Origin of the sequence: Streptomyces sp. NPDC058650, from assembly GCF_042717315.1 — a bacterium.
Lineage (GTDB): Bacteria > Actinomycetota > Actinomycetes > Streptomycetales > Streptomycetaceae > Streptomyces.
Genome location: NZ_JBHXRL010000017.1, coordinates 51169 through 68338, shown reverse-complemented (window position 1 = coordinate 68338; position 17170 = coordinate 51169). Strand labels below are relative to the sequence as shown.

4 protein-coding genes are annotated in these 17170 nt (G+C 73.0%); 3 read left to right on the top strand and 1 reads right to left on the bottom strand.

Features of this window, described 5'->3' with window-relative positions; genetic code table 11:
* Positions 1-23 precede the first annotated feature (23 nt).
* Positions 24-260 (top strand): phosphopantetheine-binding protein, encoded by a 237-nt coding sequence (locus ACFWWU_RS26655; protein ID WP_384148489.1) that lies wholly within the window; start codon positions 24-26, stop codon positions 258-260.
* Between the two features lie 112 nt (positions 261-372).
* On the opposite strand, the gene ACFWWU_RS26650 is transcribed toward ACFWWU_RS26655, so the two are convergent.
* Positions 373-7416: an amino acid adenylation domain-containing protein gene (locus ACFWWU_RS26650; RefSeq protein WP_384148487.1), complete on the bottom strand. Its 7044-nt coding sequence runs from the start codon at positions 7414-7416 to the stop codon at positions 373-375.
* Positions 7417-7689: 273 nt separating this feature from the next.
* On the opposite strand from ACFWWU_RS26650, the gene ACFWWU_RS26645 reads away from it, so the two are divergent.
* Both ACFWWU_RS26645 and ACFWWU_RS26640 read left to right on the top strand, forming a co-directional pair.
* A complete protein-coding gene (locus tag ACFWWU_RS26645) occupies positions 7690-16968 on the top strand; it encodes an amino acid adenylation domain-containing protein (RefSeq protein ID WP_384148485.1) in 9279 nt (3092 codons plus the stop codon).
* A complete protein-coding gene (locus ACFWWU_RS26640) occupies positions 16965-17090 on the top strand; it encodes a hypothetical protein (protein ID WP_384148484.1) in 126 nt (41 codons plus the stop codon). The genes ACFWWU_RS26645 and ACFWWU_RS26640 overlap by 4 nt, the downstream gene beginning before the upstream one ends.
* Positions 17091-17170 lie beyond the last annotated feature (80 nt).

Here is a 17170-nt window from a genome sequence, read left to right as displayed (position 1 = left end):
GCCCGCCAAGGAGCCGACAGACGATGGGTACCACCGCAATCGCCGAGATCTGGCAGGAGGTTCTCGGCGTCCCGGTCGAGGACGACGACGACTTCTTCGCCCTGGGCGGTCAGTCACTGGCCGCCATGGAGGTGGTGGCCGCGGTGCGCCTGCGCCTCGGCATCACGGTCCGGGTCCGGGTCCTGCTGGAACACCCGGTCCTCGCGGACTTCGCCGACCAGCTCGGCCTGTCCGGGGAACGGTCTCCGGATCGGTCCTGACCCCCCGATCGACAAGACGGCGGGAGCGGATTCCTCGCTCCCGCCGTCTTGTCGCGTGCACTCGCCCGGCCGCGTTCCCCGAGGGCTCCGCCCCCGGGGAACGCGGCCACCGTCACGACCGGGCAAGCCGGTCCAGGACACCGCGCAGCGTCTCCGCCAGAGTGGTCAGGTGGGGCTGCTGCAGCATGGTGTGGTGGTCACCGGGGACTGTGTGGAGCTCGAATCCGGCACGGGCGAGGACGCGCCACGGACGAATCTTCGGCCTGCGCGGTTGCTGCTGCGCCGACAGCAGCACCAGGCGGCCGTCGACAGGGCCCGGGCGGTGCCGCAGCAGCGCGCGGGTGTTGGCCTCGAAGACCCCTATCCGCTCCCGCATGTCGTCACGGATGCCCTCCGGGACGAGCGCCGCGCGCTCCAGGAGGTCCAGCAGCGCCTCGTCCTGGCGGTCCGGCGACAGCCCCCGCAGCGCGGCCTCGTCGTACCGGGGTGCCGGCACGCCGGCCAGGCCGGCGAGGTCGTGGACGAAGCCGCCGAGGAGCACCGCGCGGTCCGGCGTCTCCTTGCCCAGGTACGGGGGCATTCCGGTGTCCAGCATGACGACCAGCGCGACCGGTTCGCCCGCGGCGGTCAGCTGACCGGCCATCTCCGCGGCGACCACGCCGCCCAGGGACCAGCCGCCGAGATGGTAGGGGCCGTGCGGCTGGACGGCGCGGATCGCCTCGACGTACCGCGCGGCCAGGGCGGTCAGCGACGTGGTGACCGGGCCGCCGTCAAGGCCCGGATCCTCCAGGGCGTAGAGCGGCTGCTCGGGGTCGATGAGGCGGGCCAGCGGCAGGTACGGCACCACGGATCCGCCGACGGCGTGGACCAGGAAGAGCGGCGGCCGGCCGCCGGTGGGTTTGATCGGCACCAGCGGTGACGGCTGGGTCCGGTTCTCGCGGGACGGATCGAGCAGCATGGCGGTCATCTCCACGGTCGGAGCCGAGTACAGGTCGCGCATGTCCAGTTCGACACCGAACTCCCGGCGGATCTCGGCACGCAGCCGGGTCAGGTCGAGGGAGGTGCCGCCCAGGTCGAAGAAGCTGTCGTGGACGCCGATCCGGTCGGTGCCCAGCAGAGCGGACCAGACCCGGGCGACCGCGTGTTCGATGTCGCCGCGCGGCGCGACGAACTCGCCGGCGCGGCTCGGTTCCGGGGCAGGCAGCGCGCCGCGGTCCACCTTGCCGTTGGCGGTCAGCGCGATGCGCTCGACGGGTACCAGCGCGGAGGGCACCATGTAGTCGGGCAGGCGGGCCGCCAGGTGCGCGCGGAGCTCGCCGAGGTCGCCGAGGTCGCCCGGCGCCTTCGTCACCACGTACCCGACGAGACGGTCGTCACGAACGGTCACACACGCGTTGTCGACGCGGGGGTGAGCGGCGAGTACGGCTTCGATCTCGCCGAGTTCGATCCGGAACCCGCGGATCTTGACCTGCTGGTCGATGCGGCCCAGGTACTCCAGACCACCGTCGGCGCGGCGCCGGGCCAGGTCGCCGGAGCGGTAGAGCCGGGCGCCGGGTGTGCCGCCGAACCGGTCGGCGACGAATCGCTGGGCACTCAGGTCGGGCCGGTGCAGATAGCCCCAGGACAGACCGGCGCCGCCGACGAGGAGTTCGCCCGGTACGCCGATGGGTGCCGGATGGCCGGCCGGGTCGACGACCCACAGCGACAGGTCGGGTATCGGCTCGCCGATGGGGCTGGCGTTGTCCCGCAGGAGGTCCCGGGTCAGCGGGCAGTAGGTGACGTGGACCGTGGTCTCGGTGATGCCGTACATGTTGACCAGCCGCGGGTGGTCCTCGCCGTGCCGGTCGAACCAGCGCCGTACGGAGTCGATGTCGAGCGCGTCGCCGCCGAAGATCACGTACCGCAGGGAGAGTTCCTCCGGGCGCGCCTCGTCGACCGCGACCAGCTGCCGGAAGGCGGCCGGGGTCTGGTTGAGCACCGTGACCTTCTCGCGGGCCAGCAGCCGCTGGAAGTCCTCGGGCGAGCGGGTCTGCCAGAACGGCACCACGACGAGCCGGCCGCCGTGGACGAGGGCGCCCCACAGTTCCCAGACGGAGAAGTCGAAGGCGAACGAGTGGAACAGCGTCCACACGTCCCGCTCGTCGAACCGGTACCAGTCCTGGGTGGCCCGCATCAGCCGGACGACCTGGCCGTGCGGGACGGTGACCGCCTTGGGTTCCCCGGTCGAGCCCGACGTGTAGATCAGGTAGGCCAGGTCGGCGCCGGTCACGGTCGCGTCCGGTACCGGAAGGTCCCCGTCGGTGTCGTCGTCCAGCGTCAGCGCGGTCGCGGGCACGTCGAGTCCTCGCTGGGTGACCACCACCGACAGGCCCGCGTCGGCGGCCATGTAGGACAGCCGCTGCGCCGGATAGTCGGGATCCAGCGGCACGTATGCGGCGCCGGCGCGCAGGATGCCCAGGATCCCGACGACGAGGTCCGTGTCCCGCCGGGTGCACAGGCCGACCAGGCTCCCCCGGGTGACTCCTCGGGCGGCCAGCCGGGCCGCCAGCCGTTCGGCACGCCGGGCCAGTTCCCGGTACGTCGTCCGCTCCTCGCCGGCGACCACCGCCACCGCGTCGGGGCGCAGCCGGACCTGTTCGGCGAACAGGTCCCACAGCGAGGCGTCGGCCGGCACCTCGCGCCGGGCGGCGCTCCACCGGTGCAGCTGTGCCGCCTCGTCCGGCCCGGGCAGGGCGACGTCGCAGACGCCGGCGTCCGGGGCCGCCACCGCATGGGCGAGGACGCGGCCCAGGTGTTCGAGCAACCGGGTGATCCGGTCGGCGTCGAACAGGTCGGTGGCGTACTCGGCCTGCAACCGCAGTCCGCCGTCGGCGGTGACGGTGGCGTGCGCGGCCAGGTCGAAGCGGGCGACGGAACCGGCCACCGGCAGGGGTTCGACGGTGACCTGGCCGAGCGCCGGGGCGGCCGCCGAGACCTCGTCGGCATGCAGGGTGAGGCTGATCTGGAAGAGCGGGTTGCGGCCCGGTTCACGCGCGGGCCGCAGCTGTTCGACCAGCGTGCCGAAGGGGAGGTCCTGGTGCTCGGTGGCGCCCTGCACGGCCAGTTCGCAGCGGCGCACCAGCTCCCGGAAGGTCGGGGTGCCGGCGACGTCGGCGCGCAGCACGACGGTGTTGGCGAAGTAGCCGACCAGCGGCTCGAGTTCGGGGCGGTTACGGCCGTAGAACACGGAACCGATGCCGATGTCGTCCTGCCCGGTGTGCCGGGAGAGCACCACCAGGAAGCCGGCCATCAGCACGGACAGCAGTGATCCGCGTTCGGCGTCGGCCAGTCCGCGCAGCGAGGCGCCGAGACCGTCCCGCAGGTGCAGTTCCACGGTGGCCCCGGGGTGCCCGGCGCCGGTGCCGCGCGGGCGGTCGGTCGGGAAGTCCAGCTGTGGCAGCGCGTGGAGCTGTTCGCGCCAGTAGCCGAGCTGCTTGTCAAGGACGTCGTCGGCGAGCCAGGCGCGCTGCCAGACGGCGTGGTCGGCCGGCTGGATGTCCAGGGCCGGCAGGGCGGCGTCCGGGTCGGTGTACAGGGTGGACAGTTCATCGAGGAGGACGCCCGCCGACCAGCCGTCGGCGATGATGTGGTGGGTGCACAGCACCAGCACGTGCTCGACCGGGCCGAGCCGCAGCAGTTCGGTGCGCAGCAGCCGGTCGGTGGCCAGGTCGAACGGGCGGGTGGCGGCCTCGGCGAGCGCCTCCGGCACGTCGTCCGGATGGGTCGGGGTCACCGCGAGCGGCCAGGCCGGCGGTGCGGGATCGGTCACCTGGACCGGAACGCCGTCCACCGCGACGAACCGGGTGCGCAGGCTCTCGTGCCGGGCGACCAGTCGGCCCAGGGCGCGGGAGAGCCGGTCGACGTCGAGCCGGCCGCGCAGGCGCAGCGCGAGCGGCACGTTGTAGACCGGGGATCCGGGATCGAGCTGGTCCAGGAACCACAGGCCTTCCTGCTGGTACGAGAGCGGCAGCGCGGCGGTTCGGGCGGCGGCGGGGATCCGTCGGCGGCTGTCCGGTTCGACGAGCCGGACGGCGAGTTCGGCGACGGTGGGCGCCTGGAACAGGGTCGCCACGCCGAGGTCCACGTCGAACGTGGCTCGGATCCGGTTGATCAGCCGGATCGCGAGCAGCGAGTGGCCGCCGAGCGTGAAGAAGCCGTCGTGCACACCGACCCGCGGTACCCGCAGTACCTCGGCGAACAGTGCGCACAGCGCGCGTTCCCGGTCGTCGCGGGGTGCCACGTACTCCGTGCCGGAGTCGGCCTGATCGGGTGCCGGCAGCAACCGCCGGTCGATCTTGCCGTTCGGGGTGAGCGGCAGCTGTTCGAGCGTGACCAGCGCGGAGGGCACCATGTACGGCGGCAGTACCGAGGCCGCCGCGGCGCGGATCCCGGCGAGGTCCGGCGCCGGTACGGCGGGGACCACGTATCCGACGAGGCGCTTGTCGCCCGGCCGGTCCTCGCGGGCGTGCACGTGGGCCTGCGCCACGTGCGGGTGACGGACGAGCACGCTCTCCACCTCGCCGGGTTCGACCCGGAAGCCGCGGATCTTCACCTGGGTGTCGGCGCGGCCGGCGAATTCGAGGGTCCCGTCGGCGCGCCACCGGGCGAGGTCGCCGGTGCGGTACATGCGGGTACCGGGCGCGCCGAACGGGTCGGCGACGAAGCGTTCGGCGCTGAGCCCGGCACGGCCGGCGTAGCCGCGGGCGAGACCGGCACCGGCGCCGTAGAGCTCGCCGACCACGCCGACCGGTACCGGCCGCAGCCGGTCGTCGAGCAGGTAGACGGCGGTGTTGTCCATCGGCCGGCCCAACGGCACGCTGTCCGGCACGGTGTCCGGGTCGTCCAGGGGCATCTGCACCGAGCACATGGTCAGTTCGGTGGGACCGTACGTGGCGCGGACGCGCAGGTCCGGGTGGCGGCGCAGGGCCGCGCGGACCGCGGCGGGGCTGATCACGTCGCCGCCGGTCATCACCTCGCGCAGTCCGGCGAAGCAGTCCGGGTCCTCCTCGGCGATGACCTGGAAGAGGCCGGAGACCAGCAGCACGTCGGTGAGGCCGGCGGCCCGCACGACGGCGCCGTCGACATCGCCGACCGGTGCGACGACGACCTCTCCGCCGGACAGCAGCGGCACCCAGATCTCGCAGGTCGACGCGTCGAAGGCGTGCGGTGAGTGCAGCAGCGCGCGGCGGGGTCGTTCGTCCTGCCAGCACCGGTCGTGGGCGAACGCGAGTACGCCGCGCTGGGTGGTGACGACCCCCTTGGGCGCACCGGTCGAGCCCGACGTATACATGATGTACGCGGCCTGCTCGGGGTGCGCGACACCGGCCGGTACGGCGGCGCGGTCGGCCGCCGTGGCCAGGAAGCCGGTCACCGTCAGGGTCTCCACGTCGGCGCCGGTCAGCACGTCGTGGTCGCGCAGCGCGTCGTCGACCAGCAGCAGGTCCACGCCGGACTGGTCCAGCATGTCGCGCAGCCGTTCGGTGGGCGCGGTGAGCGGCAGCGGTACGAAGCAGCCGCCGGCCTTGAGCACCGCGAGCATCGACACGATCAGGTCGGCGGAGCGCTGCTGGAGGATCGCGACCCGCGTCTCCGCCGCCACGCCCAGCCGGTTCAGGCGGCCGGCCAGCAGGTCGCTTCGCCGGTCCAGCTCGGCGTAGCTGAGCGTGCCGCCCGTATCGGACACGGCGGGCGCGGCGGGAGTCCGGGCGGCCTGCCGGGCGAACGCCTGGGCGAGGCCGATCGACGGTTCCGGTCGGGTCGTGCCGTTCCACTCGCGCAGCACCGTGTCACGTTCGCGGGCGCCCAGCAGGTCGATGTCGCACAGGGCCCGGTCCGGGTCGTCCACCACCGCTTCGAGCAGCCGCACCAGGCGGTGTGCGAACGCCGTGACCGTGTCCCGGTCGAAGAGTTCGGTGCGGTAGACGAGCTGCGCGGAGAGTTCGAGCGGCGTGCCGTCCGCGGCGTACCGGTCGGTGAAGGCGACCGACAGGTCGAAGTGTGCCGCGATGGTCCGGTTCCGCAGCTCCGTGACGGTCAGGCCGTCCATCGTGTACTGCGCGGCAGCGTTGTTCTGGAGCACCAGCGCCACCTGGAAGAGCGGGTGCCGGTTGAGCGCCCGGCTCGGGTTGAGCGCCTCGACGAGCCGGTCGAAGGGCATCTCCGGGTGCGCGAGGGCGGCGAGGTCCGTCTCCCGGGCCCGCCCGAGCAGCTCCCGGAACGTCGGGTCCCCGCTCGTGTCCAGCCGCAGCACCAGGGTGTTCACGAAGAACCCGATCAGGTCCTCCAGGTCCTCGTCGGCGCGGCCCGCGTCCATCGTGCCGAGCGGAACGTCGGTGCCGGCGCCCAATCGGGTCAGCAGGGCCGCGAGGGCCGCGTGCACGACCATGAACAGCGACGCGTCGGCATCGCGCGCGAGCCGCAGCAGTCGCCCGTGCAGGGCCGCCGGCAGGTCGAGACGTACCTCACCGCCGTCGTCACCGGAGACGTCCGGCCGGGGCCGGTCCAGTGGCAGCGGCAGCTCGTCGGGCAGGCCGGTGAGCCGCCCGGACCAGTGGGCGAGGAGGTCCGCGCCGTCCTGGCCCTCCAGGAGTTCCCGCTGCCACAGCGCGTAGTCGGCGTACTGGACGGGCAGCGGCTCCCAGTCCGGCGCGCCACCGGCCCGGCGGGCCGCGTAGGCGGCGCCCAGGTCACGGCCGAGCAGCGCCATCGACCAGCCGTCGCCGACGATGTGATGGAGCACCATGTACAGCGTGTGGCTTCGCTCGTCGGTGCGCAGCAGCCACACCCTCAGCGGCAGGTCGGCCGTCAGGTCGAACGCGTGCCTGGCCAGCCGGTCCAGCGTCGTGGGCAGTTCGGCCGCCGTGACCTCCAGGTCGGTGACGAACTCGGCGACGTCCACGGTGTCGCGGACCCGCTGCCACGGCTCGCCGTCGACCTCCGGGAACACCGTGCGGAGGCTCTCGTGCCGGTCCACCAGGTCACCGAGGGCGGAGCGCAGGGCCGCGGTGTCGAGCGGACCCTCCAGCCGAAGCGCGAGCGGCAGGTTGTAGGTCCAGGCCTCGGTGTCGAGCCGGTTGAGAAACCACAGGCGTTGCTGCGCGAAAGACAACGGGAACACGGATCCTCCTGCGCCTGCGAGACATCGACGGTCGTCGGCCGCACACGATAGGACGGTTCCGCGGAAAGCAAGGTCAGCGGCTTCGAAAGGGCCGTGTCCCAAGGGGTTTTGGCGCCCCCATCTAGGGGTTGTCGCAAAACTCGCCCTCCGCCCATCATGAGCCAGCCCGCATGGACCACCGGCACACATCGATCATGGAGAGCCGCGATGCCGTTTTCGCCGGAGCGCTTGCCGTCAGCCGGAACCGACCTGCGCGGGTCCTTGCATGGCCTGGTGGCCCGGCACGCGGCGCGGCGCGGTGACGCGCCGGCACTGCGCTGCGGCCAGGTCGAGTTGAGCTACGCCGAGCTGGACGCCCAAGCCGACCGGCTGGCCCACGTGCTGCGCGGTCGCGGCATCGGCGCCGAGGACGTGGTGGCGCTGGCGCTGCCCCGCTCGGCCGACCTGATCGTCGCCATGCTCGCGGTCGGAAAGGCCGGCGGCGCGTTCCTCCCGGTCGACATCCATCACCCGGCCGAGCGGATCGCCTTCATGTGCGCCGACAGCGCGCCCCGCGCCCTCCTGGCCACCGAGGCGGTGCTGCCCGGGCTGCCGGACACCCCGGGCACCGCCCAGTTGTCGCTGGCGGAGCTCCTGGCCGAGGCGGCGACGGCGCCGGTGACCGCCCCTGACCCGGTGGACCATCCGCTGTCACTGGCGTACGTCATCTACACGTCCGGTTCGACGGGCAGGCCCAAGGGCGTCGCGGTACCGCACCGGGGGGTGCCACCGTTCGGCGCCGACCTGACGGACCGGATGGCGGCGGGCCCCGACTCCGTGGTGTCGCAGCTCGCCTCGCCCAGTTTCGACGCCATGATCATCGAGGTACTGCTGGCGTTCGTGCCGGGCGGCACCCTGGTCGTCTCGCCCCCCGACACCCTGGTCGGCGAGGACCTGGCCGCGTTCCTCGCGGACAACCGGATCACCCACGCGTTCGTACCGCCGTCGGTGCTGGCGACCGTACCGCGCACCGATCTGCCGGTGCTGCGGTCGCTGATGGTCGGTGGTGAGGCGTGTGGCGCGCGACTGGTGGACACCTGGAGCCGCGGTCGCCGGATGGTCAACGGCTACGGACCCACCGAGACCAGCATGGCGATCACCCTCTCGGCCCCGCTCGTGCCCGGGCCGGACGCGCCGCCGATCGGCCACCGGTCCGGCGACACCCACCTGTACGTACTGGACGACGCACTGCGCCCGACGCCCCCCGGCGAGATCGGCGAGCTGTACAGCGGAGGCGGTGGCGTGACCCGCGGGTACGTCGACCGCGCCGGGCTCACCGCAGAGCGTTACGTCGCCGACCCGTTCGGGGCGCCGGGCACCCGGATGTACCGCACCGGCGACCTGGTGCGGCAGCTGCCGGACGGACAGCTCGCCTACTGCGGCCGGGCCGACGACCAGGTGAAGATCCGAGGCCTGCGGATCGAACCGGGCGAGATCGAGGCGGTCCTCGCCGGGCACCCGGCGGTGGAGCAGGCCCGGGTCCTGGTGCACGAGGACCAGCTCGGCGAGAAGCGGCTCGCCGCCTACCTGGTCGCCGCACAGGCGCCGGAGACCGACGACGGCAACGCCGAACGGCACGTCGACGAGTGGCAGCAGATCTACGACACGTTCTACGACGAGTCCGACAGCGCGGCCTTCGGCGCCGACTTCTCCGGCTGGAACTCCACCTACACCGGTGAGGGCATCCCGGTCGAGCAGATGGCCCGCTGGCGGGAGGCGATCGTCACCCGTGTACGGAGCTTCGCGCCACGGCGCGTCCTGGAGGTCGGCGTCGGATCCGGCCTGATCCTGACGCCGCTGGTCGGCCAGGTGGACGAGTACTGGGGCACCGACTACTCGGCGTCCGCGATCGAGGGGCTCCGCGACCGGCTCGCCGGCGAAGCGGACACCGCCGGGAAGGTCACCCTGCGCGTCCAGGCCGCCGACGTCACCACCGGCCTGCCGCACGGCCACTTCGACACGATCATCATCAACTCGGTCGTGCAGTACTTCCCCCATGAGGCGTACCTGCGGGACGTCCTGGCCAAGCTGCTTGACCTGCTCAGGCCGGGCGGCCGGGTGCTCGTCGGCGACGTCCGGTGTCTGCCGCTCGTGGAGAGCATGTGGACCGGCGTCCGGCTCGGACAACTCGACCACGATCCGGGGCCGGAGGTGCTGCGCCGCGAGATCGAACAGGCGGTGACCCTGGAGAAGGAGCTCCTGGTCGATCCGGGCTTCTTCGGCACCGTCGGTGCCGGCGCGGTGGACCTGCGGCTCAAGCGCGGCGCCGACCACAACGAACTGACGAAGCACCGCTACGACGTGGTGCTGCACAAGGCCGGCACCGACGCGCAGGACCTGTCGGCCGTCCCGGCGCTGAGCTGGGGCCTCGATGTCCGAGGTCCGGAGGACCTGGCGGCGCGTCTGGCCGACGGCACCGCGCTGCGGCTCACCGGGATACGTAACGCCCGGGTCGCGGGTGAGGTCGCCGCCGCGCGGGCGGTCCAGGCGGTCGCACCGCTGGAGACCACGCGCGCCGCGCTCGAAGGACCGGGCGACGGGATCGACCCGGAGTACTGGCACTCGCTCGCCGCGACGCACGGTCGCACCGCCGTGGTCACCTGGTCCGCGGACGGCCCGGACCTCCTCGACGTCCTCTTCCCGGCCACCGACGGCACGCAGGTGCTGGACGGCGTGTACCTGCACGGCGGCTCCACCGGCTCCACTGGCTCCACTGGCTCCACTGGCTCTACCGGCCCCACCGGCCCCACCGGCTCCGTCGAGGACACCGGCCCCACCAGGCGCACCGGCTTCACCAATGACCCGATCGCCACCCGCCGTCGCGGGCTGCTCGTCGCGGCCCTGCGCGACTGGGGCAAGGAACGGCTCCCGTCCTACCTGGTGCCCTCCGCGTTCATGGTGCTCGACGCGCTGCCCCTGACGGCGAGCGGCAAGCTGGACCGGCGGGCTCTGCCCGAGCCCGACTTCCGCGGCAACGTGTCCGGCCGGGCACCTCGCGACGCGCGGGAGAAACTGCTCTGCGAACTCGCCGCCGAACTGCTCGACCGGGCCTGGGTCAGCATCGACGACGACTTCTTCGACCTCGGCGGCCACTCCCTCCTCGCCACCCGCCTCCTCAACCGGATCCGCAGCGCCTTCGGCGTCCGGCTCGGGCTCGACGCGCTCTTCGCCACGCCCACCATCGCGGGCCTCGCGGCCACCATCGCCGAGACCGCCGGACAGGAGGCGCCGGCCTTGGTCGCGGCCCCGCGACCGGAACACGTCCCGCTGTCCTGGGCCCAGCAGCGCCTGTGGTTCGTCAACCGGATGGACCCCCTCGGCTGGACCTACAACCTGCCCGTGGTCCTGCGCCTGGCCGGCCCGATCGACCGGGACGCGCTGGTCGCCGCGGTCGAGGACCTGATGGTCCGGCACGAGTCGCTGCGCACCGTGTTCGACGAGCAGGACGGCCGGCCCTACCAGCGGATCCTTCCCCCGGAGCCGGCGAGCGATCCGGTCCGGGTGCTCGACGTGGCCGAGTCCGACCTGGACCAGGCCGTACGGGCCGCCTGCCGGGAGCCCTTCGACATCACCGCGGAAACGCCGGTGCGGGTCCGGCTGCTGCGCACCGCGCCGGAACGGCACGTGCTGGTGCTGGTGCTGCACCACATCGCCGGCGACGGATGGTCGATGCAGCCGCTGGCCCAGGATCTGGCCACCGCGTACGCGGCGCGCGTCGCCGGCACCGCGCCGGTCTGGCAGCCGCTGCCGGTGCAGTACGCCGACTACGCGCTGTGGCAGCGGGACCTGCTCACCACGGCGTACCAGGAGCAGATGACCGGGTTCTGGCGCGACTACCTGGCGGAGCTCCCGGAGGAACTGGCCCTGCCCTACGACCGGCCCCGCCCCAGCGGCACCGACCACGACGGCGCGCTGCTCCCGTTGCGGATACCCGCGTCGCTGCACGCCGGCCTGCTGACCGTGGCACAGCAGAGCCGCACCACTCTCTTCATGGTGCTGCACGCCGCCCTGGCCGCGCTCTACACCCGGCTCGGCGCGGGCACCGACATCCCCATCGGCACCGTGGTCGCCGGGCGCGGCGACGACAAACTCGACGACCTGATCGGCTTCTTCGTCAACAACGTGGTGCTGCGCACCGACACCGCGGGCGACCCGACCTTCCGCGAACTCCTGGAACGCACGAGGACCGACGACGTGGCCGCCCTCAGCCACCAGGAGCTGCCCTTCGACCGTCTCGTCGAGGCGCTCAACCCGTCGCGGGTACTCAGCCGCCACCCGCTCTTCCAGACCATGCTGGTCCTGCAGAACAACGCGGACGCCGACTTCGGCCTGACCGGCCTGGACGTCGAGGTGGTCCGGTCGACGCCGTCGGCCGCGCAGCTCGACCTCTTCGTGAACCTCACCGACACCTACCGGCGGGACGGCATCGCCGACGGCATCGTCGGTGAGGTCGTCTACCGCACCGGGCTCTTCGACCCGGACACGGTCCGCTCGCTCGCGGACCGGTTCCTCCGCGTCCTCCAGGCCGTCGTCACCGACCCCGACCAGCGTCTCGGCCGGCTCGACGTGCTCGACGGCGACGAGCGCGACACCATCCTCCGGTCCTGGAACGACACGGTGCGACCGCTGCCGGACGCGTCGATCCCCCGGCTGTTCGCCGCACGCGCCGCGGAAGCCCCCGACACGGTGGCGGTCACCGGGCCGGACACCCTGACCTACGCCGAACTGGACCGGCGCGCCAACCATCTGGCGCACCGACTGGTCGCGGCCGGCGCGGCCCCGGACCGTCCGGTGGCGCTGTTGCAGGTACGTTCGGCCGACCTGGTCGTATCGATGCTCGCGGTGCTCAAGGCCGGCGCCTCGTACCTGCCGCTGCCGTCGACCGCCCCCGCGGACCGACTGCGCCGGATGGCCGACCAGGTCGGCGCCACGCTGCTCGTCACGGACCGCCCGCACGACCTGGCGGGACTGACCGTCCTCGCACCGGGGGACGGTGAGTCGCCCGAGCCTCCCCGCCGGGACCCGCACCCGGACCAGGCCGCCTATGTGATGTTCACCAGCGGCTCGACCGGTACTCCCAAGGCCGTCGTCCTGACGCACCGGAACACGGCCGGGTTCGTCCGCGACCGGGTCTGGCGGGCCGACGGCACGGTGCTGATGCACTCCGCCACCGGATTCGACGCGTCGGTGCACGAGATCTGGACACCGCTGCTGACCGGGGGAACGGTCGTGGTGGCTCCCGAGGAGATCCTCGACGACGCCGGCCTGGCCCGCGCGGTAACCGCGTACGGCGTGGACAGGATCTGGCTCACCTCCGGCCTGTTCGCGGCTCTCGCGGAGAACCCGGACTGCTTCGCGGGAATCCGGGAAGTCCTCACCGGCGGCGACGTGGTTCCGCCCGCGGCGGTCGGGCGGCTTCTGGACCGTCACCCCGGCCTGACCGTCAGGGCCTTGTACGGTCCGACCGAGACCACCACCTGCTCCACCCGGTTCTCGATGTCCGGCGCGCAGGCCGTGCCCGGCCGGGTGCCGATCGGCACTCCGATGGACAACACCCGGCTGTACGTGCTCGACGGGAACCTCCAGCCGGTGCCGGCCGGGGTCCCGGGCGAGCTCTACATCGCCGGTTCGGGCGTGTCGCGCGGGTACGCCGGACAGCCCGACCTGACCGCCGAACGGTTCACCGCCGATCCGTGGGGACCGCCGGGCAGCCGGATGTACCGCACCGGGGACATCACCCGGTGGCGAAGTGACGGCACCCTGGACTTCGTCGGGCGGGCCGACGCCCAGGTGAAGATCCGCGGCTTCCGGGTCGAACCCGCCGAGGTCGAGTCCTCGCTCACGGCCCTGCCGGGGGTCGGGCAGGCGTTCGTCACCGCCCACGAGGACCGCCGCGGCGACCGCAGGCTCGTCGCCTACCTGGTGCCGAGCGGCGACGACCTGGACGTCGCCGACGTACAGGACCGGCTCGCCGCGGCACTGCCCGACTACCTGGTGCCCAGTGCCTTCGTCGTCCTCGACCGGCTGCCGCTCACCGGGAACGGCAAGGTCGACCGGCGGGCCCTGCCGGAGCCCGAGTTCGAGACGGGCACCGGATACACGGCGCCGCGCACCCCTGCCGAGGAGATCCTCGTCGAGCTCATGGGCGAGCTGCTCGGCAGGACCCGGGTCGGCGCCCACGACAACTTCTTCGACCTCGGCGGCCACTCGCTCCTCGCCACCCGCCTGGTCAACCGGGTCCGCACCCACCTGGGCGCGGACCTGGGCATCGCGGACCTGTTCGAAGCCCCGACGGCGGCGGCGCTCGGCGCACGGCTCGGCACCGGCGACGGGGCGAGCCGAACCCGCAGCCCCCTGCTGCCGGCCACGCGGCCGTGTCCGCTGCCCCTGTCCTACGCCCAGGAACGATTGTGGTTCCTGTCCCGATGGAACGGTCTCGGCTGGCCGCTGGTGCTGCGCCTGGACGGGGCCCTGGACCTCGGTGCGCTGCGCGCCGCCGTGGGCGATCTGCTGGAGCGGCACGAGACGCTGCGTACCCACTTCCCGGAGGTCGACGGGGCGCCCAGCCAGCAGGTCCTGAAGGAGGCCGACCCGGACGAGGTGCTGCGGGTGGCCCCGGTGGACCCGGCCGGCCTGGACCGGGAGCTGACGGCCGCCGCCCTCCACCAGTTCGACCTCACCACCGATCTGCCGCTGCGGCTGCACCTGTTCACCACCGGCCCGGACCGGCACACGCTGCTGCTGCTGATGCATCACATCGCGGGCGACGGATGGTCCCTGGCCCCGCTGACCCACGACCTCGCCCAGGCGTACGCCGCCCGCGTCCGTGGTGACGTGCCGGTCTGGCGCCCGCTGCCCGTGCAGTACGCCGACTACACGCTGTGGCAGCGGGCCCTCCTCGAAGGACCGACCGGGGAACGTCTTGCGGAGTACTGGACCGAGCGACTCGCCGGGCTCCCACAGGAGCTGGCACTGCCCTACGACCGGCCCCGGCCCGACTCCTCGGACCTGCGTGGCGCACTACTGCCGGTCACCCTGCCCGCTCCGCTGCACGCCGGCCTGCTGGACCTGGCCCGGCGTACCCACACCACGCTGTTCATGGTGCTGCACGCCGCACTCGCGACGCTCTACACCCGGCTCGGCGCGGGCACCGACATCCCCATCGGCACCGCGGTCGCCGGGCGCAGCGACGACAACCTCGACCATCTGATCGGCTGCTTCGTCAACAGCCTGGTCCTGCGGACCGACACCGCGGGGGATCCGAGCTTCCGTGAACTGCTGGGCCGTGTGCGGGACCTGGACCTGGCTGCCTACGCGCACCAGGAGCTGCCGTTCGACCGGATCGTCGACGCGCTCAACCCGGCCCGCACTCTGAGCAGGCACCCCCTCTTCCAGACCATGCTGGTGTTGCAGAACAACGCCGAGTCCGCTTTCGCGCTGTCCGGCGTGGAGGTGTCGCCGGCGCCTGCCGAGGGGGCGGTCGAGGCGATCCGGGTCGGCCCGGTGGACTTCGACCTCAACCTGAGCTTCGTCGAGCACCACGGAGACGGCCGGGTGCCCGAGGGCGTCACCGGTGAGGTGCGCTACCGCACCGACCTGTTCGACGAGGACACCGTGGCCGCCCTGATGGACCGCCTCCTGCGGGTACTGAGCGCGGCCGTCGCGGATCCGGACGCGCCCATCGGGCGGATCGACCTGCTCTCCGAGGTCGAACGACGAGCAGCGCTGTCGGGCCGGGGCGACACCGCACGGCCGGTCGTCGACGAGGACCTCGCCGTCCTGTTCGCCCGGAGGGCCGCCGCTACCCCGGACGCGATCGCCGCGGTCGAGGGTGACCGGTCGATCAGTTACCGGGACCTCGACCGGCGCGCCAACCATCTGGCGCACGCGCTGGTGGCGGCGGGCTGCGCGCCCGACGATCCGGTGGCGGTGCGCCAGCCGCGCGGTATCGAGTACCTCGTGACCGTCCTCGCCGTCATCAAGGCGGGCGGCGGCTATCTGCCCCTGCCCGGGTCCGCGCCGCTCGCCCGGCAGCAGCGGATGGTCGACCACATGCGGGCCTCCCTGCTCGTCACCGACGGTCCCACCGGGCTGACCGGGGTCACGATCGTCACGCCCTCCCCCGGCACCGAGGAGCACGGCCCCACGACCACCACCCACCCGGACCGCACCGCGTACACGATGTTCACCAGCGGCTCGACCGGCACGCCCAAGGCGGTCAGCGTCTCGCACCGCAGTGTCGCCGAGTTCGTCGCCGACCGCGCCTGGGAGGGACTGCGACCGGCCGACACGCTGATGCACTCGCCGACGTCGTTCGACCCGTCCACGTTCGAGATCTGGCTGCCCCTGCTGACCGGTGGCCGGGTGGTCATCGCGCCCGAGGGCGACCTGGACACCGAGGTGCTGGCACGCACCATCGTCGACGGGAGGGCGACGACCGCGGTCTTCACCTCCGCGCTGTTCAACCTCATGGTGGCCGAGGCCAGACCGGCACTGTCCGCGCTGGAGCTCGTGTGGGTGGCCGGTGACGTGGTGTCGCCCGCGTCGGTCGGGGACCTGCTGGCGGACGCGCCGCGCACCGCCGTCGCGGCCGCCTGGGGCACCACGGAGACCACGGTCATCTCCTCCTGGTACCCGATCGCCACGGCGCCGGCCCGTACGGTGCCGATCGGCCGGGCGATGGACAACACCGGGCTGTATCTGCTCGACGAGCGCCTGCAGCCGGTGCCCCCCGGGGTGCCCGGTGAGGTGTACGTGACCGGGACCGGACTGGCCCGGGGCTACGCGCATCAGCCGGACGTGACCGCCGCCCGGTTCGTGGCCGACCCGTACGGCCCGGCCGGCGGGCGTATGTACCGCACCGGCGACCTCGCCCGGTACCGCCCCGACGGGGTGCTCGAGTTCGACGGCCGTGCCGACGCGCAGATGAAGGTCCGGGGGTTCCGGATCGAACCGGCCGAGGTCGAAGCGGCCCTGACCGGCCACCCGGACGTGGCTCACGCGACGGTCACCGGTGACGGTGAACGGCTGATCGGCTACCTCGTGCCCCCGGATGTCGACGTGGCCGCCGTGCGGGAGCACGCCGCCCGGACGCTCCCGGACTACATGGTGCCGAGCGTGTTCGTCACGCTGGACCGGTTGCCGCTGACCGGCAACGGCAAGGTGGACCGTAAGGCACTGCCGACTCCCGACCCGAGCGCGTCCCACACGGCCTACGTGGCACCCCGCGACGAGCGGGAAGCCGCGTTGTGCGCGATGTTCGCCGAGGTCCTGAAGGCACCGCGGGTCGGCGTGCACGACAACTTCTTCGACCTCGGCGGCCACTCCCTGCTCGCCACCCGTCTGCTCAACCGGGTGCGCACCCGGTTCGGCGCGAGCCTCAGCGTGGCCGTGCTCTTCGAAGCCCCGACGGTCGTCGCACTCGCCGCACGCCTCGGCGAAGCCGCGAACCGCAGCCGGCCGAGACTTCGCCGGCGCACCGGCCCCGCCGGTGACGACGGCGGTGCCCGATGAGGCCACGGGCGAACATCCTGCGTGTCGGTGCCGACCGGACCGGTCGGCACGGCAACCACCCCGCCGGCGTGCCGGGCGGCGCGGACCTCGACGAACCCGACCGGTTCGCGCGCGCCGCCTGACCCGCTCTCCCCTGCCACCCGGTGGCAGCGGGACCGAAGACCGGCACGGCGCCGACGGTGCCGGGCCCGCCGGCCGGACA

Coding starts and splice junctions, on each gene's coding strand:
- ACFWWU_RS26655 (WP_384148489.1), top strand. CDS start 24: ATGGGTACCACCGCAATCGCCGAGATCTGGCAGGAGGTTCTCGGCGTC.
- ACFWWU_RS26640 (WP_384148484.1), top strand. CDS start 16,965: ATGAGGCCACGGGCGAACATCCTGCGTGTCGGTGCCGACCGGACCGGT.